Here is a 19,880-nt window from a genome sequence, read left to right as displayed (position 1 = left end):
GAAACGGACATCGGCGGGGTCTCAACCGGACAAGGCGCGCTCATCAATGGCGGCGGTCTTGCTGCTGCGCAGCAAGAGGGCCCCAAGAGAGACCCATTGATAAATCTTGATAACTCTTGGGTTATGGCGCGAACCGACTATGTTCGAAGGGCTCGCAAGCGGAAATCCACTCGGGCCGGGTTTGCGGCGCACTGCTTTTCGACCGAAGGAAGGGCTGGTTCACCTTGCAACCAACCACGCGACTGAAGAGGCCGGTGGGCTCCCGCAACGACATCCTGACCGTCGGCACTGGCGACCAGGTCTATGAGACCACCAAGCTCGGCGCCGTCTTCGACATGCTGGCCGGCGCCGGCGTCCCGGCCGACGCCATCCTGCGCGACACGCGCATTCCGCTGGCCGACGTCCACTCACCGCAGGCGCGGATTTCGCTGACGCAGCTGATGACGGTTTGTCAAAACGCGCTGCGCCTGTCGACCGACCGTCATTTGCCCTATCGCATCGGCGCATCGATCCACGTCTCGACCTACGGAATGTATGGCTATGCGTTGCTGTGCTGCCCGGACTTTCGCAAGGCCATGGAATTTGCGATGCGCTATCACGCGCTCGCCGCGCCGCTGGCGACGATCGAATTCAGCGAGGACAAGGTCTCTGCGAGATGGATCATCGAGCCCAATCTGCATGCACTTGCCGATTCCGCGCTCTACCGGTTCGTCGCCGAGATGCAGATCGGCATCCACATTTCGCTGATGCGCGACATCATGGGACCAAGCTTCGCTCCCTCTGAAATCACGCTCGCCTACCCGCAGGCACAGGACTTCGATCTTCCACTCGATCATGTCGGATGCCCGGTGCGCTTCGGTCAGCCGGCCAACCAGATCGTCTTCAAGGCGCAATTGCTGGACCGGAGAGCGGATCTCGGCAACAAGACGACCTATCCGACCATCGTCGCCCTCTGCGACGACTTGCTCGGCGACTTGAGATTGCGGACCGGCATTGCCGGAAAGATCCGCGCCATCCTGCTTCGCGACATCGCCAATCCCCCGACCTTCGAAGCGATCGCAAAGCTGCTCGGCGTGAACGACCGGTCGTTGCGCCGCCAGCTTCGTCAGCAGGGCTTTTCCTTTCGCGCGCTGCACGACGAACTGCGGACCCAGATTGCGCTGAAATATCTCCGCAGCACGACGCTGGCCAATGACGACATCGCATTGGCGCTCGGCTTCAGCGATGCCGCAAACTTCAGGCGCGCGTTCCACCGCTGGACCAACAAGGCCCCGAGCGAGATCCGCGGCGAATGATTGCAGACGGCGACCGTTGGCCGCCTCGCTTGCGCGGACGACCGCGCTAATACGCGTAGGACGTCTTGCCCGGCTGCACGGTCAGCCGAAAGGCGACATCGGTCGAACCGTCCATCAGCTCGATCAACTGGTCACACACCAGGCATCTAAACTCGCCGGCGATGCCGCCCTTCGACGTCAATTCGATCCGGCGATAGCCGGCCTGGCAATGGGGGCACGTCACGTCAGATTTTCGCATGGAATCAGCAAACCGTTGCTCTCTCTATTTTCCATATGCCCATCGTCAGAAATGTGACGGCGTCACGATCTGTGCGAAACAGACGTCTCCGCGCATATCATCGATGGCTGAAGACCGGCGCTGGCGGGCGATAGGGAAACGCCGAGACCCCGAAGTTGCGGCCATATTGCTGCCGCACAGCCGGGATGTTGACCACGCCCACCTTGAGATCCTGCGATTTGGCGTCGATCGGCGGCGTGTTGGTCACGGGCGGATTGACCTGATCGACCTGTTTCTTCAACCGCTCATTGATACAGCCAAGCGAGGCCGCATCGCCGCAGCCCCCGCTGCCTCTTGCCGCAGCCCCGCCGGTGCCGCCACTGGTGTCGCGGTTGAGGTTGAGCGTGGACGGCGGTGTGCCGACGCTGGTGTCGCGGTTAAGGTTGAGCGCCGACGGCGGTGTGCCGACGACAATTTCCGGCAGCGGCGTGCGCTGCTGCGTCTGCGTCTGCGTTTGCGCCTGTGCCTGCATCGCCGACAATCCGGCAACGGCGACCGCCAACATCATCACTTTCATCGGTGCTGCTCCTTGCAGAACCAGAACTGTTTGAAACGATAGGAAGCCAAGGGCAGATATCAAGCGAGGATATCAAGGCAACGAAGAACGCGAGAGGCGCGGCCTTGCTATTTCCCTCCCCGGGCCTGGATCACAAGTGCGTTGAGCCGCGTGTTGAGCGCGACCAGATCGACGCGGCCGATGCGTCCACCGCCGCCGAGGCATTTGCGGCCACAGCCGCCGCCACCACCACCGGCACGGCCCGGTTCGCCGAAGGTCGCGACCGGGACGGTTCCCGTCACCCGAAAGCCGCGGGCAAACAGCCGGGCGCGCACTGCCACGCAATAATTCACCGACAGATAGGAGAAGCGGGTCTCGCCATGGCCTGCGCGGTACTTCATGACTGCGGTGCACAGGTCGCCGCCGGCAAGGCGCCACGCCTGCGCAAGATACATGACACCGAAGTGAATATTGTTCTCGGGAATCGCGAGTTCGGCAAGCGAACCGGAGAAGCCGAGCATCCGCGCGGTCGACGGCAGCAGCTGCATCAGCCCGATCTCGCCGACGCCGCCGATCACGTCGGGATTGTAGCCGCTCTCCACGCCCATCACCGCCTCGGCGATCTCGGGCGCGAGCCCGCTTCCAGCCGCCTCCTTCTCGATCAGCGCCCGATAGCGCATGCGCGCGTCCGACACCGCGGGCTGGCTCACCGGCGAAGGCGGGAGGGCTCTCCCGCCGCCGTCCTTCAACGCATCTTTGGCCGGCGCAGCCGGCTTGCTCGTCGCCTCGGCCGGCTTTGCCGTGGCGTCGACTGAAGGTTCGACCGACTCGACAGCAGCAAAACGCGTGCTGAATGTCGGCGCCGGCGTCTGTCCCTCGGCATGGACGGGCTGGACGAGGCAAAGCGCGAGCACAAGACCGCCAACAGCGATACCACCGCCCCATCGACGCGCAGGATCGAGCTGCTTCCGCCATCGGCTGAAGCAGCTCGCCTTCATCGTGAAGACACCGTCACACATGGATCGGTTGCGGTCCTGATGCTCGCCCGTGCGCGCGGCCTACTGGATGGTGGGAACCGATCCCGCTTCCGCGGCGTGCTCATGCGCCGGCTGAGCCGGCGCGCTCGGCTGCGGGGCAGCCGCCGCGCCATTCCGGGCGACGATCTTCGGCAGCTCCTCGCGCAGATAGGCGATCAGCTCCTGAACCAGCCGGTCCCAGACCTCGATCTGCGCCCGCACAAAGTTCGGCGCCACGCCGCCGGCCACGGAGACGTCGAGGCAGAACATCAGGAACGGTTGGCTGAACTGCAACCGTCCGAACCGCCGCGTCGTGTTCCAGCGATTGACGAGGTCGAGCGGCAGCTCGCCCTGCACCTGGAGCGTGGTGACCAGCATGGCGTCGATAAAACTCTGTTCCTCGCCGACGAGCTGGTTTCCCGGCCGGATCTCGAAGCCGAGCCCCGCGGTCGCCGAGCGCAGATAGGTCGTGTTGGCAACCGGATCGGTCAGCGTTTCGACGCGATAGCCGACATTCTGGAAGCTGTCGCGCAATCCTTCGATGGTGAGCTTGGTGATGATCTCGGACATCTTTATCTCCGTATTACTTCTTCGACGCGTCGAGCAGGCTCGACAGTGCAAGCTCGTTGAGGACGGGGGGATGCTGCTTCAGCAGCTCGGCGAGGTAAGCCCGCCGCATCATGTTCGACCGCTCGGAGCGGATCTGCTGCACCAGCTGGTCGCGCACTTCCGGCAGGGTGCGGGTATAGGACGCCTTGGTGTCGATCAGCTTGATGATGTGCCAGCCGTCGTCGAGCTTGATCGGCTCGGACACGCTGTTCTTGGCGAGCCCCATCACTTGGCTGCGGATCTCCGGACGGATCTGGTTCTCGGCAACCCAGCCGAGGTCGCCGGCATCCTTGGCGGCGTTGTTGTCGCCGCGCGCGATCGCCGCGAAGTCGGCTCCCGGCGCCTTCAGCTTGCGCTGCACGTCGTCGAGCTCCTGCTTCGCCCTGTCCTCGGCGGCCTTGTCGCCCTCTTTCGGAGCGGCGACGAAGATCTGCGCAAGCTGGAATTGGCGCGGCATCAGGAATGCGGCGCGATTGGCCTCATAGACCTTCTGCAAATCATCTTCGCTCGGAAAGTTCGCGGGCGGCGTCGACACCGATTGCAAATAGAGCTCGACCACCGCGCCCTCGCGCGCCCGTTCGAGCTGCGCGGCGACGGCGGGTTGCTGGTCCCACTTCTTCGCCACCGCTTCCTGCAGCACGAGGCGGTTGGCGAGCAGCAGCCGGACCGCCTGGCTGAGCATGGCCGGATCTTTGGCCAGCGCAGCCTGCTCGCGCGGGGCAAGGGCTGCGACATAGCTGCGAAGATCATCGGCCGAGACGTTGGTGTCGCCGACCCGCGCGATGACGTTCTCGGGCGCGGTGGCCGGTTTCGGCGCGGCCGCGACGGGAGCCGGTGCGGGCGTGGCGGCGGCCTGGGCCTGCGCCGCGGGCTGTGGCTGCGGCTTCCTGACCGGAGCCTGCACCGTCCGTGGCGCGGGAGCCTGCGTCTGGGTCTGCGCCGAGGCATCGAGCGGCGCAACGAACGTGGCGACGGCGGCGGCGAGACCGATCGACCGGAGCGGCTTCATAATGAGGGCGGTCGTCATGGATTCACCTTCTGATCGAGGAACTTGTCGGTGCTTTCCTGCAGCTGGTTCTGGATTTCGACCCGGCGCTGCTGGATCATCGGTTCGCGCGAGACCACGATCTCGCCGATGGTCAGGTCCTTGTAGCGCTGCACCATCTCCTTGCCGGCCTTGACCAGCTGGGCGTTCTTGGCGACGCAGCTCTTGGTGCTTGCCTTGTACGCTGTTGCCTCGCCTTCGAACTTGGCACGCTCGGCGTCCTTGGTGCGGGCAACGGTGGCTGCCTCCTCATACGCCGACTTCCACTTCTCCAACGTATCGTCGCGTTCGGCGAGCCGCTGATTGAACTCGTCGACGGCGTCGCGATGTTCCTTGTCGGCTTTCTTCAGCTGTGCCTTGAGGTCGTCGACCTCCTTCTTGGCCGCCGCCTTTTCGCGATCGGCGTCGGCCACTTTTGCCTGCAGCGCCGTGCGCTGGTCTTCCAGCGCACGGGTCTGCGCCGTCGCGCTGCGCAGTGCCTCGCGCAGGCGGTCGGTCTCGGACTGGGCAAATGCGGTGCCGGAGCTCAATGCTCCGATCACCATCATCAGGACGAAGAGTGCGATGCGCATGATCAGAACTTCGCGTTGAGGTCGACTTGCAGGACGTCTACGGCATAGGGCACGCCGGCGATGCTGTTGGCGCTCATCCAGCGCAAGGTCGCCCAGACATTCTCGCCAAGACCAACATTGCCGCCGACGAAATAGCCCTTGAGGTTGGTGCCGCCGAGGCCGAAGTCGGAGTCCGCGAAGGCATCGATGGTGGCATCCGATTCGAGGTATTTGTAGCCGGCGTGGACGTTCCAATCCCAGAGATGCTTGATTTCCCTGTCGCCGACGGTGACGCGGCCGAGCCAGCCCTGATTGCCGCCGTTGAACGGACCGGGCGTGTTGCCGCCATCGGGGCTAGGCCCGCGGTTGTTCATCGCCGCGGCGTTCATGAGGGAACGGCTGAACGCGGTGTTGTTGACGTATTCGCCATCGAGCACGATGTGGGTCGGATGGAAGTGTCCGAGATCGAGCTGTCCGCTGACCACCACCGGGCGATACTGGCTGACCAGTCCGAAATACTGGTACTTGAAGCTGGTGCCGCCATTGTTGCCCGTGCCAGGGGGATCGGGGATGATGTTACGCAGCGCGAAATAGCTGTTTCCCTTCTGCGCGAAGGACGGTCGGGTCAGGTCAGTATCGCAAACATCGCCTGACAGCTCGACGATGCACGGACTGGAGAGCTGCCCCTGTACATTGTCGAAGTCGTAGAAGGCGACACCGAACCGGAATGCGTATTCCGGACTGAATCGCGCATTGAAGCCGACCTGGCCCCCGAACAGCCACTTGTCGTGGCTCGCGAACTTGGTCGGCGGATTCGTCAGATTGATTCCGGCATTGAAATCGGTGTTGTAGATCGGGAATGCGCCGCCCACCGCGAACGGCGTGAAGCCCTCCCACACCTCGTGCTTGGCCTGCACCGCGAAGCCGTCGAAGCCGAGCTCGCGGTACCAGACCAGGTCGGTCGGCGACCAGAACGGATTGTCGAACCGGCCTGCGGACAGGCTCAAATCGCCGTTCCAGCCCTGCCAGTTGATGTAGCCGCGATCCAGCCAGACGCCATATTTCGAGAAATTGCCCCCGGTGGTGCCAAGCGTCTGGTTAGTCGATACCGGCGAGTTATTCTCGCCGGTCGCGATGCGCAAGCCGGCCGTGAACCCGTAGAGCAGATCCGCTTCCATGCCGAGCCGGCCGCGAATCCGGAACTGGTTACGGTCCTGCGTAGCATCATAGGTGGGCGCGCCGTAAGGATTCGTGATGTTCGAAAGGTCGTACGGCGAACCGGTATTGATCGCGTTGAAGTTGATGGCGTCGGCCTGGTCGTTGCCGGTCGGGAAGTAGTTGCCCTGATAGCGCACGCGCGCATCGCCGTAGAAGCGGATGCGCTGCGCCCATTCCGGGTAGGTTCCGGGAGACGCCCAGTTTTCCTTCTGCGCCTTGGCCATCACCTCCTGCTTGATCTCTTCCCGCAACTGTTTTTTGACGACTTCGGGAACGTAGGTGACGTGCCTGGTGCCGGGCGGCTGCGCGGCCGCGGCGGCGGCCGTCGCGGCCCTGGTGGCGTCGTCGGCCTTGGTCGTGGCGTCCTTGGCGGCCTGGCGGGAGACATAGGCCTCGTCCTCGGCCTGCTTGATCAGCGCCTGGGCCTGGTCCTCCTTGAGGACGCCCTGCTGCACCAGAAGATTGACGAGATTGACGGTGGCATTCGACGATGTCGGCTTGGTGCTCGACACCTTCGGCTTCTTGGCATCGGTCCGCTTCGCCGCGGCGGCGGGCGCCTGGTCGGCGGCCTGGTCCGCAGTCTGGCCCACGGCCGGCGTTGCGCAGGCGAGCGCGCTCAGCGACACCGCAAGCGGCAACGCGCGCCATTCTGCGTGAGCTCGTTTCTTAAACATCAGTCCCCCAGTTCTCACTCGCACATTGAATTCGAGGTTGGTCGTTCGTCAGTTGGTCTCGTCAGCTCGGCCGTCGCGCGGTGACGCGCGTGACCACCGGCATCGGCATGTCCTTGGGCGGCGGTTCGCGCAGCGTCAGGCTGCCGATCACCTCGTTGCGAAGCGCGGCATCGATCTCCGGATTGCCTGATGACGGCGTGAGGACGACGCGGGTGACGTGGCCGGAGCCATCCACCCACAGCCGCACCTGGATCTGCGTCGCCATGTTGCGGGTCTTCGGATTGGCGCGGATTGCCGCCTCGACCTGCGAGGTGATGATCGTGGTGTACCAACCCCAGCGGCTGCCACCTCCGCCGCCTCCGCCATACGGGCTGCCGCCGGGCTTGCCGCCGAGATTGAACAGATCGCCGGGTCCCGTCGGCTTGGCATCAAGCGACAGCGGACCGGGCGGCTCGTCGTTCTTGGCGTCCTTGGCCGGCTCGTCCTTTGGCTTGTCGACCGGCTTCTCTTCCTTGAACTCGGGCTCCGCCATCTTGGGCTGCTCGATCATCTTCTGCTCGGGCTGCGGCTGTGGCGGCGGAGGCGGAGGTGGCGGCGGCAGCGTCACATTGACGATGGTGAGATCGCGCACCTGACGCGGCGGCGGCAGGTCGTCATGACCGAGAAAGAAATAGGCGAGGCCGCCAAGGAACAGCGCGACCACCGCCACCACCGCGCCGTAACGCAGCAGTGCACTGCGCTCGCCCTTTCGGGCGGCCGTGTTGCGGGCGGCCTTCGCCGGCGCCGCGACTGTTGCGGGCGGGACGGCAACATCGTGATCGTCGGCCGGCGGCGCGGCACGCGCGTTCTGGTCCCGCATCGGCGCGTTCATGGCGCGGCCTCCACCGAGGCGCGGTCGAGCAGCCTGTCATTGACGTATTGCATCACGAAGCTGGCAAGCGCGTCGAAGTCCGTCGTCTTCAGGATGACCTTGGTGTCGGGGCCTGCTTCGATCGCCGCGTGAAAGGTCTCAACCTCGCTCAAATAGTCGACATAGGCCATCGCGTCGATCGACAGGCGGGCCCACGGGCATCGCGAGATCGTCAGCCGCAACGGGTTGTCAGCGGGCTCGCGGCCTGCGACGTGCCGGCGCAGCACATCCGCGAGCTTGACCAGCAGGGCCTCGCCATGAACCGGAAATGCCACCACCTCGCCGCGCGGCTCTTCGCGCCCTAGCGGGGCGACCGGCAACACGGGGAGCTCCGCGCCAATACCGACGCGGATCGACACCTGAGGCGCGGGGTCGGCACGCGTGACGTCGGCGGCACCGCAGCCGTGCTCGAATGATCGCATCATGCCGCTCAGCCATGACCGCAGCGTCCTGCGCTCCGTAAGTGGGAAAGGTGCTGGCTGCGTGATCATGGCGTCACTTCCGGCTGGCTCACTTCACGAGCGGCTTGGTGGCGAGCCCGACCTGGCTCAGGCCGATGCGGCTGAGCAGGTCGAACACGTCCATCACGCTCTGGTACTGCGCCTGCGCGTCGCCGCGCAGCACCACGGGGAATTCGGGCGTCAGGGCCTTCTGCTGCACCAGCCGCTGCTCGAGCTCGGGCAGCGTGACCGGTATCGTGTCGAGGAAGATCTTGCCGTCATTGGCGACCGTGATCGCCTTGGTGGTCTGGGTCGCAAGACTGGGCGCTGCCGAAGCCTTCGGCAGATTGACCTTCTGTCCCTGCACGGTCGCCGTCGTCATGATGATGAAGATCACCAGCAGCACGTAGGCGAGGTCCAACATCGGCGTGATGTTGATGTCGTCATAGGGTTTTGAATCGGCCTGGATCTGCATCGCAATTACTCCGCGGCGACGCGATGTTCGATCGGGTCCGGCCGGTCGGCGGAATAGAATTCCGCCATCTTGGTCACGAACTCGTCGACGAAGACCTGAATGTCGTTGGTCAGGTCCTTGATCCGGGAGATCAGGTAGTTGTAGCCGAACAGCGCCGGGATCGCGACGCCGAGACCGGCGACGGTCGCCACCAGCGCCGCCGCGATGCCGGGCGCGATCGCGTTGACGTTGACGTCGCCACTCGCCGCGATCGCCGCGAAGGTGATCATGACGCCGACCACGGTGCCGAGCAGGCCGAGGAACGGTCCGCCGGAGATCGCGATCGTCAGCACCACCATGAGGCGATTGAGCCGCTGCATCTCCTTGACGACGCCGCTATCGAGCGCGGCGCGGATCGCCGCGATCGAGACCGCCGACAGCACCGGAGCGCGCGGCGAGTTGTTGAAGCGATGGCGGATTTCCGCGGCGCCGATGTGATAGATGCGGTAGAGCGAGGACGAGCGCATCATCTTGGCGTCGGCCTCGGTGAGACGTCCGCCCAGCGTCGAGATGTCGTCGGCATCGCCGCGATCCAGCATGGTGAGATCGGCGGCGATCTCGCGGAATCCCTTCAAGAACTGAGCGTTCGCCTTGGCCTGCTTGCTGAGATACGAGGCCCTGTCGAACATCACGACCCAGCTGACCGCGGCCATGATCAGCAGAATGCCGATCACCACCCAGCCATCGAGCGTCACCGACTTCAGGATCACCGCGAAGTAGCCGGACAGCCAGCTTGCGGTCTCCTCATCGACGCTGAATGCCATCAGCTTGGCCTGGTCGGGACCCTGCCCGATCGCCATCACCTTGATGAGTCCGGCGGGGCGCGCGACCTTGCTGATCTGCAGTTCGTCGATGTCGCCGACGAAGCCGGCCATCGCGGCTGCAGCAGGCGCAGGAGCAGGCGTCGCCGCCGCATCCGGCGTCGCTGCGGGCGCGGCGCCACCGCCCGCAGCCGACGCATCAGGGGGCACTGACGGTGTTGCTGCGGACGGGGCCGTCGCAGGCGCGATCGGAGAAGCGCTGGAGGTCGACGAGTCTCCTCCGATCAGGCCAACGGTATTGAGGGCCGGCAGGCTCGCGCTGAGCGCGGCGTAGGATACGCCGTCGAGATAGAGCGTGACCTGGCCGTTTGCCGCGACGACAGCGACATGGTGCCAGCTGCCGGCCGCCACCGGTGCTCCGGCGGTCGAACGCTGCACGGAGCCGGCATTGGTGACCTCGACAAACGGGCTGCCATTATCGACACCGACCACCAGTGCATTGGCGCCGTCACGCCGGCTGAACAGCGCGGCGTTGGGCTGCAAGGCAGCCGGCTTGATCCAGGCCGACCAGGTCAGCGTGGCACCATCCGGCGACGCCAGCGACGGCGAGGCCGGCATGGTTAGCGGCGTACGGCCGTCGAGCCGCAAGCCGGTCCCGATCAGCGAACCGTCCGCCGGCTGACCGACGCTTTGGGCGTTGTTGGCCCACACCGAGGAATCGATCGCCGGCGTGCCGCGCTCGTTGAAGTGATAGACCGCGAGCGTATCCGGATCGTAGGTGCCCTTGGGATCGCTGGTCGCGAGGGCTTTCTTGTTGCCGTAATAGAGCCAGATATCGGTCCGCGCGCCCGGCGCGATGTTCGGCACCGCGACCCAGACCAGGCCTTCGCCAAGCAGGGAGTCGAACTTCTCGATGTGATGCTTCAGCGGCGTCTTGTCGTCACCGGCGACGAACCGCAGATCGCTGCCGTCGTCCTTCGCCGCGCTGAACCGGAAGTTTCCGACATGCAACCGCACCAGCACCGGCGCCGAGCCGATCGGATCGGTGACATTGGCCCCGGTCGCGCTGACGTCGACCGTGATCTTCTTGCGCATCGACCATTCGTCGTTCCACCATGCATTCGCCGGCGCGAGCGACGCCACCAGGGCGACGAGCCCGAACAACAATGCCGTCGCAGCGTTTGCAATGCCTCGGCGCAGCGCCGGCCGGCGCGTGCCCCGCTCGAGAGTAAGACCCATCCCCATCAGAATTCACCCCAGATTCGGAAGTTCACGCGCGGACTGTTTGCGTGCGTGTATTGTTGAGCGACCCCAGGCACCGAAAGCGCGACCATGCCGTTGAAATACTCGAACGTCTTGAATCGCGTGCCGAGGCCGTAGCTCCATGCGACGAATGACGATTGCTGATCAGGTAGCGGCTGCTGGATCGACGCGTATCCGGCATCGAAGAACGTGAAGAAGCGCCAATCGTTGAAGGTGATGAAGCGCGGCTTGCCGTCGCCGGTTTCGCTCTTGAGCTCGCCTTGCAACATGCTGCCGACATTGGGCGTGCGCAGCTCGAAATTGGCGACCGCGCCGTTGTCACCGAGCACCTCGGATTCGAGATAGCCGCGAACGGTATCGAGACCGCCGAGGCTGAACTGCTCGCTCGAGACCAACGGACCGTCGGCAATCTGTCCCTGCACCTTGCCGTAGAGCTGGAAGCCTTCCGGCAGCTCCTGGGTATGCGAGACGTCGAGGTTGAGGTGGGTGAAGCTCGGCGAGGCCTTGAAGCGCTTCGCGTCGAACTCGTCCCACGGGCTGCTCAGCGTCCGGATGTTGTAGGTGACGCCGGCGTTGAACTGCGTCGTGAACTTCTCTTCCTGGAACGTCGCCCCATAGGTCGCGACGACGGGATAGTAAGTGACGGGCGACGAGAAGCCGTCGGTGCCGAGCTTCACGGTCTGGTCGAAATGCTTGTAGTCCATGCCGACCGACAGCGTATGGAACAGACCCTCGCGCGTCGGCAGCGTGATCACGGCGCGCTCGCCGATGATCGTGCCGGGGCCGACCACATTGGTGCCGCCGATCGACGCAACATTGCTGTTCGACTTGACGCTGTAGAACAGCAAACTGAGCCAATCGGCGTTCGGTATCCGAGCCATGTACGAGCCGGAGAACACCTCGGCGTCGCTCGGGCGTTCCGGCGCGACCTGATAGGTGAAGCTCAGGGAATGCCCGAGCTGCCATAGATTGTCGTAATGCACGGTGGCGGAGACGCGGCTCGCCGTGGTGGACGGCGATTGCCGGTTGTTGGCTTCGAGGCTGGCGTGGAACGGCGCCTTGTCCTCGACATTGAGGTCGACGTCGACGGTGCCCGGCGCCACACCAGCGCGCAGCGCTGGCGTCACGCGGCGATCCGGCCACTGGTTGAGCGACACGATGTCCTTGGTGACATCGGTGAAATTGGGAACGGTGCCTTCCTTCAGGGAAGGCGCGCTATCCTTGATCCGGTCGAGATCGAAATAACGCGAGTTCTTCACCCGCAAACGCCCGACCTTCAGCTCGGTCACCTTGAGGGTGACCACGCCGCCCGTCACGTTCTGCTGCGGGACGGCGACGCTGACGGTCTGGAAGCCCTTGTCGTGATATGCCTTCTCCAGCGCGGCCCGCGCCTTCTCGACGTCATCCGAGGTCTTGTTCGGACCGAGGAAGGGATAGATCGCCTCCTCGATCTCAATCTGCGGCAGCTTGTCGGCGCCCTGCACGGCAAAGTCGTCGATGTCGAAGCGCTGCAGCGGCGCCGACGACTTTTGCGCCGGTGCGTTCGCTTGCGCCGGCTGCTTGCCCGCCGGCGCTGCGGCCGTCGCCGCATCTTTCGCTGCTTCCTTCGCCGCGCGCGCCGGAACGACGGCCGCTACAGAGCCAACCACGGCGAGTGCCGCAGCAGACACACGCAACCCGATCCGACATCGCTGACGATGCCCAGTATCCCGATGATCTCTTCGACTACGCACAGACGTCCCACTTAGTTCGCGCAGACGCGCGCCATCGCGACAGGAAGGCCGCGATGACGACGCCTTACTCAGAAGACGTTTGGGCGAATGCAAACCCGCAAAAGAATCTGCGGCGGCGCAAAAGAAATTTTTGGTTTGTTAGGAAATCGAGCGGCGCGGCGGCGATTCGTTCGACTTTAGTCAGCTCATCAACACCACGCCGCCGGGCAGCGATGTGATCCGCGCGCCAAACAGTTGCTCGACCTGTGCGACGAAATTGTCGAGCTTATCGACCTGAAACGTGCCGTTGACGAGCCGGCGTTTCAGTTCCGCGTTGGTAATGATGATCTTTCCGGCGCGATAACGGTTCACTTCGTCGACGACGCTCGCCAGCGGCCGGTCGCGGAAGATCAGCAATCCGGTCTGCCAGGCCGCAACCTGCTTGGCGTCGACCGGAAGCGATGCCTGCAAACCGGCGCGCGAGTAGGTCACCTGTTCGGCCTTGCGAAGCTGCACCGAGCGGCCGTCCTGCTCGACGGTGACGATACCGTCGAGGCATGTCACCGAAACGACGCCATCGAGGCAGCGCGCGTTGAAATCGGCCTGCAGCGCGCTGATGCGCCCGTCGCGCGCCAGCATCACCAGCGGCGTCGACGACGACCGTCGGGCGACCACTGAAGCCTCGCCCGAAATCAACTCGACCCGCGTTTCGTTCGGCGTGGGCCGCAGCGCCAGGCTGGTCTGGGTATTCAATTCGACCGATATGTCGGGCGCCAGCATCACCTTGCGCTGCTCCCCCTTTCCGGTCCGGTAGTCGGCCGAGAGTTCGTCGATCGACGGCCACATGTCGAGTGGCGGGCGGATCATCATATAGCCGGCGGCGGCCGCGATCGCGCCGCCGAGCAGGATGCGGCGCGTCAAGAAGCGTGATGGCCGGGGCGGCAACACCACCACGGGGGCTGCGGCGGCCCGCTCATCGGCGAGTTCCTTTGCCGCGGCGCTGGCGCTGCGCAGCAGCCGGGCAGCCGCCTTGAAGGCATCCTCGTGGTCGGGACTTTGCGCGCGCCAGCGTTGCAACGCGTCGACGTCGGCGCGCGTCGGCGCGCCGGCTTTCAGCCGAACAACCCAGTCAAGCGCCTCATCCAGCAACGGATCGGGCCCGGAAGTGCGCGTCGGCTCGGTCACGACGGATTGCTCATCACCCTGCTCGCCAACCTCAATCTCCCGATCGCGTCGAGCACATAGCGAAGGTCGCTATATAGACGATTCCGACGGCAGCAGGGCACTGCAATCGGCCGTTGCGCACAACGCAAGCAGAAACAACCGGCAATCGCAGCTTGCGCCGCATCGCACGCCGGGAGGCGGCGCGATGATGGCATGGCGGGCCGATCAGGTCTGAACGTGTTTTCAGGCGGCTCAACACTTCCAGCGAACCTTTCCTAGGCACCCAAACGGTCCTCATGAGATCGCTTCTACCCTATAGACGACGGAAGGCCCGCTATCCCGCAGAACGGAGGTTGAAAATCCTGCAGCCTGTGACCCCTGATTTCAGGTCAAGCGCCTGCAATTGTTGGAAATAATTCCTGCAACAAATTTCGACGGCCGCTGCGCGTGACGGCGCGCGTCGCGGCCGCGGCGAATTCGGTCACGAACGGGGACGAGGACCGCCGAGACGACGGATGAGAGTATAATCGAGGCAATCGGCACAATGGCTCAGAGCCAACTTCAAATCGCTTTCCACCGTTCGTACGCTGACACCGAGGCAGGTCGCCACATCGCTCGGCGTCTGTCCCTCGATCGTAATACGATAAAGCACATCGCGCGGCCGCTCCGGCAATTTGGCCAACGCACGCTTGAAAGCATCGATATCGGAGCGCGCCTCGACGATTCGCGCCGGGCTCGGTCCGTCGTCGCTGACGTCGAGCAACGAATCGATTTCAGTCGCGCTGACGCGGAGATTCTGCGCCTTCTGGCGATCCCTGGCGATGTTGATCGCGATACGGAAGATATAGTCGGCGGGGCTGCGGATCGGCACGGCGTCAGTGACCCGCTCCAGCCGCAGGAACGTCTCGTGCAGGGCTTCATAGGCGAAGTCCGACGACCCCAGACGGCGGGTCAATTTCTTGACCAGCCCGTCGTAGTTATCTGCAAGCTGGCCCCGCAGCCGCACTCGATTGATTTCAGCCACGTTTCGCGGCCTCCTAGACACCAGCCCGATATCCAGATTGAATTGTCTTGAAGCTTGGCCCATCTCGTAACGGCCGCGCACAACACATTTATGACGGCAACAAGTCGACTCCGAACGACACGGAATGCGCGGCCCCAGGGTCACATCTCGGGGCCGATAGCAGCGCCCGATGAAGATTGGACGGCCTGATCAAGACGGATCGAATTCGAGCCAAATCTGGATGTTGAGCCGATCGGGCAATCCCCACGGAATCGATGGCAGCGGCTGCGCACGGCGGATCGCGTCCACCGCGGCCTTGTCGAGCACGGCCTGCCCCGAACTGGTCTTGACCCAGACGTCGACGACGGAGCCATCGCGTTGCATCGAAAACAACGTCTCGACCGTTCCATGCAACCGCCCCGGCCGCGCCGCGCTCGGATAGCGCCGATAGCGCGCCACGTGGCGGAATAGGGTCTGCTGAAACTTGGCGGCAACACTGTCCGGCGGCGTGTCGGCGGACGACGGCGTCGGACGCAGGCTCGGCACGGTCGGCTCCGCCGGCATCGGCTCCCGCGCCGGGGCCGCCGTCAGATTGTCGAGCGGCGGATCGGAGCTCTCCAGCGACGCCTCGGTCCGGCTCGCGAGCGTCGCGGTTTGCGGCTCCGACGCGGGCGCAACCGGAATCGGCGCAGGCGATGGGCTCGGCAGCAACCGAACCTGGACGATCGAGCTCTGCTCCCGGCTTGCCGATCCGGCCGGCGGCAGCAGGCGGATCCAGTAGATTCCCCCGACGAACAGCAGGGCCGCAATGGCCGGCACCAGAAGCAGGCGCAGCACCTCGCCCGAGGTCCATGCGCTCGGATCTTCGGGACGAAATCGCAGCGTCATCGGCCTCAAGTCGCGCGCGCCATCCGTCCCGCTGCTGTCGCTGGCACTCATTGGAACGATTTCACCCGGATCGCGATCCGCACCGGCTGCGACGCATTCGCGGGCGTCGTCCGGCTGACGGTCAATCCTTGCAGCGCGGCGGTCACGGCCGCATCGCGGTTCTGGTCGCCGGTCGAGCGCAGCAGCTGGGTTCGCTGGATCGTGCGCGAGGGATCGATCCACAGATCGACGACGAGCTGATAACTGCCGCCGCGCGACCCGATATTCTTCTGCAACGCCTTTTGCAGGTCGAGCTGCAGGCTCTCGCTGTAGTCGCGCAGCGCGCCGCTGTCGTTGCCGTCGCTGGTCGCCCGCACCTGCATCGTGCCGAGCGACAGATCCGCGGTCGCAAGCGGGCTCGCCGGCGGATGGTCGGCGCGGGCGCCGCGCGAAGCAAGCGTGATGGCATCCGGACGAATGTACTGGACCTTGAGGTCGGTTCCGGTCAGCAGCATATTCAAGGCATCCTCGGGCGTCAGTCTGCCTTCGACCGACGTCGACTTCCGGCCCGTCGCAGAATTGCTCTCATAGAGCACCTGAACGCCGGTTCGTTCGCCATAAGCCTGCAGCGCGCTCGCAAGCTGCTGGGCGGGGATGTTGAATTCGATCGCTGCGGATGCCACGACGGTATCGCGCTGCTGGGCGGCAACCGCGCAGATGCCGCCGATCAGGAGCGCGGCACAAATCCCGAACAGATACCGCGACGTTGCGGAGGCTCCCGGAGCGCCCGCGCGTGCACCATGTGATCCAACTGCCGTCATAACCTTGCTTCGGCCCAAAGTTGACCGTGGATGGGTGAAATTCGGCCAGCATGTCTGTGCGGGTCGGCCTACCGGCCAGCGAGCCTGCGTTCTTTATATCTGGAATGTGACGGCCGTCTAACCGGCAACTTGTTGGGGTGGAGTGCCGGAATTTGTGCTGACCTTTCAGCGCGAAAAGTTCCCGACCGCGCCGGAGCGGCACCGGGCACGAGACGCGGCGCAGGCGAAAAACGAGCGAGCGCTCTCTCAGAAAATTCGATCGCCCCCCTTTTCCGGACGCCGGTTCGTGGGCTAGGACTTAGGCAAGGGCGCAAAGCCCGGCCTGGACCGGCAACAAAATGAAATGGTCCGGGGACATAGCCAGGGAGGCAATTTGGGTCTCGCGCGTCAGCCGCCGGGGACGAATGCGTTCGCGATGGACGTGCTTTGCGCACGCATTCTCGAACGCCATCGGGATTCCATCCGGGTCCAGAAGCCGCATCTCGCCGTTCCGAACCTCACGCGCATCATCGGCGCCACGCTCACGCTTTCCAACAAGCACGGCTTTCACGCCACCACGCTGCGCCAACTCGCAGAGGCGTCCGGCCTCAGCATGGGCGGCCTCTATACCTATTTCGACAGCAAGCCGACGCTGCTGTCGATGATCCTCAGCGAGGTCGCCGAAACTGCCGCCGAGGTCCTTACCGCACCGCCCGCCAGCGTGAAGCAGGATGCGCGCAAGCATTTGCACTGGATCATCGCCACCCACGTTCGCATGAGCGAGGCGATGCAGCCCTGGTTCGTGTTCTCCTTCATGGAAGCAAAGTCATTTCCGCCCGCGGAACGCCAGCGCGCCATCGAAATGGAGGTGATGACCGAGAAGATCATCGCCGACGTCCTGAAGCAGGGCGTCGCCAGCGGGGTGTTCGCCATCGACCAGGTCGCGCTGACGGCTTCGCTGATCAAGCCGCTGCTGCAGGACTGGTACGTCAAGCGCGCGAAGTACCGCAGGCGCGGCACCTCGATCGAGGCCTACATCAACGCCGTCAGCGCCTTCGTCGATGCCGCGGTCGCCCGCAGGACGCGGCCCGGCCGCGTCGCGACCGGGCGCCGCACGAGATCCAGGCCGACGGCGCAGCCATAGAAGCAGGAAGGACGAGGCAATGAAGCGACTGCGGTTCAATCAACAGGAGATCGTCTTCGCCGTATTCGCCGTGCTGTTCCTGGCGTTCTCGATTTTCCTGCGCGGCTTTCTCACACCGGAGAACATGCTGACGCTGCTGCAGAACGTCGCGGTGCTCGGCATCCTCGGACTTGCAATGGCGCTGGTCGTGATCGGGCGCGGCATCGACATCTCGCTGATCGCAGCGCTCGCGGTCCCGCCCGGCCTCGTGCTGCAGATGGTGCAGAACGGCTACTCGCTGCCGGCTTCGCTTGCGACCGCCGTGCTGCTCACGATCGCGTTCGGCCTGGTCAATGGCTGGCTGATCGCCTACGCCGAGGTTCCTTCGCTGTTTGCGACGCTGGCGACCGGCCTGCTGCTCGCCGGCCTCGGACAGGCCGCGCTGTTTCAGCTCGACGTCGTGCAGTGGAGCGACGGCATGAAGGGATTCGAGCGGCTCGGACAAGGCACCATCGCCGGCATCCCGACCTCGATCGTGATGTTTGCGATCGCCTGCGTGGTGGTCGCCTTCCTGCTGCGCCAGACGCGCTGGGGCGCCTACATCTACGCGATCGGCGACAATCCCTATGCGGCCCGCGTCACCGGCATCCCCTCGCGGCCGATCATCGTGCTGCAATATGTCGTCGCGGCGCTGATCGGCTGCTTTGCGGGCCTGGTCATGGCGGCGTCCGTGAATTCGATGCCGACCCGCGTCTTCAATTCGACCCTGATCTACGACGTCATTCTCGTCGTCGTGCTCGGCGGCATCGGCCTGTCGGGCGGCCGTGGCGGCGTGCTCAACGTCATCATCGGAACGCTGCTGATCGGCACCATGCTGAACGGCATGACCATCATGGACATCTCCTACGCCGGCCAGAACCTCGTCAAGGGCGTCGTCCTGCTGCTCGCCGTCATCACGGACTCATTCCTGAATCCGCGCAACGAAGAAACGGCACAGCAGGGCGACATCTGAACCAAGTCAAAGAACGATCAATCACGACCAAGGAGGAAGCAATGAAGTACGCTGTCAGGACTGCCAAGGTGATCGCCGCAGCGCTCGGGCTCGCGGCCATCGCCGCCCCGGCTCTGGCCCAGCAGGGCCTCGACGAGCCGTTCCAGAAACCGTTCAAGGAGGCCCTTGCCGGCAAGACGGTGGCCTACGTTCCGGTCGCCATGAACTTCGACCTCACCGAAGGCTGGTACGCCGGCATGAAGAAGGAACTCGAGCCCCTCGGCGTCAAGTTCGAGATCCGCGATCCCAACTGGAACACCAATGCCGGCGCGCAGGCGGTGACCTCGCTGATCTCGGAAAAGCCGGCCGTGATGGTGATCCACAATCCGGACGTGCAGACCTACGCCAAGCTGCTGCAGCGCGCCGAGAACGAAGGCATCTACGTCATCCAGATCAACATGGGATCGGCCTATCGCTCCTCGGCCTTCATCGGCGCCAACTGGATCGAGATCGGCGAGAAGGACACCGAGGCCGTGGTCAAGGCCTGCCAGGGCAAGTCGAACAAGATCGCCATCGTGCAGGGCGCACTTTCGGCGGCCGCCAGCGCCTACACGCTCAAGGGCGTCGAGAACGTGCTCGCCAAGCATCCGGAGATCAAGGTGGTCTCGAGCCAGGCCGCCGACTGGGATGCCGCAAAAGCCAAGGCGATCACCCAGACCGTGCTGAAGCAGAATCCCGATCTCTGCGGCATCGTCGGCTTCTGGGATGGCATGGACATCGGCACCGCGGCCGCGGTGAAGGAAGCCGGTCTGACCGGCAAGGTGTTCGTCGCCACCTCCGGCGGCGGCGAACGCAAGGGCGCGTGCGAACTGGTGAAGTCCGGGGCCTTCGACCTCAATTTGAGCTACGACGTGCCGACCCAGGCCGCGCAGATGGCCGGCACCATCAAATGGCTGCTGTCGTCGGGCGCCAAGGCCGGCTCGGTCAAGGGCTCCGAGTACACCACCCTGATTCCGATCACCAAGGAGAACGCTGACAGCCAGACCGCGTGCTGGAACCTCAGCGACCTGAAGAAATAACCCGGTCCTTCCCGCTGGACGTCCCGGGCTCATCCGGCCCGGGACGTTGATCTCCCATAATCGAACGCCTTG

At 64.4% G+C, this 19,880-nt stretch carries 20 protein-coding genes; 4 read left to right on the top strand and 16 right to left on the bottom strand.

Going from position 1 to position 19,880, the window contains the following annotated elements:
• Positions 1-254 precede the first annotated feature (254 nt).
• On the top strand, positions 255-1,295 hold the full coding sequence (locus AKN83_RS23880; protein ID WP_050406107.1) for an AraC family transcriptional regulator: 1,041 nt from the start codon (positions 255-257) through the stop codon (positions 1,293-1,295).
• A gap of 46 nt (positions 1,296-1,341) precedes the next feature.
• Here the strand turns inward: AKN83_RS23880 and AKN83_RS23875 are convergent, their stop codons facing one another.
• The 16 genes from AKN83_RS23875 to AKN83_RS23800 all read right to left on the bottom strand — a co-directional run bounded on the left by AKN83_RS23875 (position 1,342) and on the right by AKN83_RS23800 (position 16,636).
• Positions 1,342-1,518 (bottom strand): hypothetical protein, encoded by a 177-nt coding sequence (locus AKN83_RS23875; protein ID WP_224924689.1) that lies wholly within the window; start codon positions 1,516-1,518, stop codon positions 1,342-1,344.
• Positions 1,519-1,630: 112 nt separating this feature from the next.
• Complete coding sequence (locus tag AKN83_RS41305) at positions 1,631-2,044, bottom strand: hypothetical protein (RefSeq protein WP_244522068.1); 414 nt, start codon at positions 2,042-2,044, stop codon at positions 1,631-1,633.
• A gap of 152 nt (positions 2,045-2,196) precedes the next feature.
• Positions 2,197-3,087 carry a lytic transglycosylase domain-containing protein gene (locus AKN83_RS23865; protein WP_347336837.1) on the bottom strand — a complete coding sequence of 297 codons (891 nt, stop codon included), beginning with the start codon at positions 3,085-3,087 and terminating at the stop codon, positions 2,197-2,199.
• A gap of 39 nt (positions 3,088-3,126) precedes the next feature.
• Positions 3,127-3,654: a YbjN domain-containing protein gene (locus AKN83_RS23860; RefSeq protein WP_050406105.1), complete on the bottom strand. Its 528-nt coding sequence runs from the start codon at positions 3,652-3,654 to the stop codon at positions 3,127-3,129.
• Positions 3,655-3,667: 13 nt separating this feature from the next.
• A complete protein-coding gene (locus tag AKN83_RS23855; RefSeq protein ID WP_050406104.1) occupies positions 3,668-4,720 on the bottom strand; it encodes a peptidylprolyl isomerase in 1,053 nt (350 codons plus the stop codon).
• Complete coding sequence (locus AKN83_RS23850; protein ID WP_050406103.1) at positions 4,717-5,310, bottom strand: hypothetical protein; 594 nt, start codon at positions 5,308-5,310, stop codon at positions 4,717-4,719. Before AKN83_RS23850 ends, AKN83_RS23855 begins: the two co-directional genes overlap by 4 nt.
• 2 nt (positions 5,311-5,312) lie before the next feature.
• Complete coding sequence (locus AKN83_RS23845; protein ID WP_050406102.1) at positions 5,313-7,181, bottom strand: putative porin; 1,869 nt, start codon at positions 7,179-7,181, stop codon at positions 5,313-5,315.
• Between the two features lie 61 nt (positions 7,182-7,242).
• The gene (locus tag AKN83_RS23840) at positions 7,243-8,052 is read right to left on the bottom strand and encodes a TonB C-terminal domain-containing protein (protein ID WP_244522067.1); all 810 of its coding nucleotides are present in this window, start codon (positions 8,050-8,052) and stop codon (positions 7,243-7,245) included.
• The gene (locus AKN83_RS23835) at positions 8,049-8,582 is read right to left on the bottom strand and encodes a hypothetical protein (RefSeq protein WP_244522066.1); all 534 of its coding nucleotides are present in this window, start codon (positions 8,580-8,582) and stop codon (positions 8,049-8,051) included. The genes AKN83_RS23840 and AKN83_RS23835 overlap by 4 nt, the downstream gene beginning before the upstream one ends.
• A 19-nt stretch (positions 8,583-8,601) precedes the next feature.
• A complete protein-coding gene (locus AKN83_RS23830; RefSeq protein WP_024578845.1) occupies positions 8,602-9,006 on the bottom strand; it encodes an ExbD/TolR family protein in 405 nt (134 codons plus the stop codon).
• A 5-nt stretch (positions 9,007-9,011) separates the two neighbouring features.
• Positions 9,012-11,051 carry a DUF2341 domain-containing protein gene (locus AKN83_RS23825; RefSeq protein WP_050406101.1) on the bottom strand — a complete coding sequence of 680 codons (2,040 nt, stop codon included), beginning with the start codon at positions 11,049-11,051 and terminating at the stop codon, positions 9,012-9,014.
• A complete protein-coding gene (locus AKN83_RS23820) occupies positions 11,051-12,718 on the bottom strand; it encodes a ShlB/FhaC/HecB family hemolysin secretion/activation protein (protein WP_244522065.1) in 1,668 nt (555 codons plus the stop codon). The genes AKN83_RS23825 and AKN83_RS23820 overlap by 1 nt, the downstream gene beginning before the upstream one ends.
• Positions 12,719-12,982: 264 nt before the next feature.
• Positions 12,983-13,966 carry a FecR family protein gene (locus AKN83_RS23815; protein WP_083992189.1) on the bottom strand — a complete coding sequence of 328 codons (984 nt, stop codon included), beginning with the start codon at positions 13,964-13,966 and terminating at the stop codon, positions 12,983-12,985.
• Positions 13,967-14,426: 460 nt separating this feature from the next.
• Complete coding sequence (locus AKN83_RS23810; protein WP_050406100.1) at positions 14,427-14,969, bottom strand: RNA polymerase sigma factor; 543 nt, start codon at positions 14,967-14,969, stop codon at positions 14,427-14,429.
• 189 nt (positions 14,970-15,158) lie between these two features.
• Positions 15,159-15,887: an energy transducer TonB gene (locus AKN83_RS23805; protein WP_063695490.1), complete on the bottom strand. Its 729-nt coding sequence runs from the start codon at positions 15,885-15,887 to the stop codon at positions 15,159-15,161.
• On the bottom strand, positions 15,884-16,636 hold the full coding sequence (locus AKN83_RS23800) for an STN domain-containing protein (protein WP_083992188.1): 753 nt from the start codon (positions 16,634-16,636) through the stop codon (positions 15,884-15,886). The genes AKN83_RS23805 and AKN83_RS23800 overlap by 4 nt, the downstream gene beginning before the upstream one ends.
• Positions 16,637-17,051: 415 nt before the next feature.
• On the opposite strand from AKN83_RS23800, the gene AKN83_RS23795 reads away from it, so the two are divergent.
• The 3 genes from AKN83_RS23795 to AKN83_RS23785 are packed head-to-tail and all read left to right on the top strand — an operon-like array spanning position 17,052 to position 19,808.
• Positions 17,052-17,759 carry a TetR/AcrR family transcriptional regulator gene (locus AKN83_RS23795; protein WP_050406144.1) on the top strand — a complete coding sequence of 236 codons (708 nt, stop codon included), beginning with the start codon at positions 17,052-17,054 and terminating at the stop codon, positions 17,757-17,759.
• Positions 17,760-17,778: 19 nt separating this feature from the next.
• Positions 17,779-18,750 carry an ABC transporter permease gene (locus AKN83_RS23790; RefSeq protein WP_050406099.1) on the top strand — a complete coding sequence of 324 codons (972 nt, stop codon included), beginning with the start codon at positions 17,779-17,781 and terminating at the stop codon, positions 18,748-18,750.
• Between the two features lie 41 nt (positions 18,751-18,791).
• Positions 18,792-19,808, top strand: coding sequence for a sugar ABC transporter substrate-binding protein (locus AKN83_RS23785; RefSeq protein WP_050406098.1), 1,017 nt, complete (start codon positions 18,792-18,794; stop codon positions 19,806-19,808).
• Positions 19,809-19,880: the final 72 nt, after the last annotated feature.

Source organism: Bradyrhizobium embrapense, from assembly GCF_001189235.2.
Lineage (GTDB): Bacteria > Pseudomonadota > Alphaproteobacteria > Rhizobiales > Xanthobacteraceae > Bradyrhizobium > Bradyrhizobium embrapense.
Note: the sequence above shows the minus strand (reverse complement) of the source record. Positions and strands in the feature narration are given on the sequence as shown.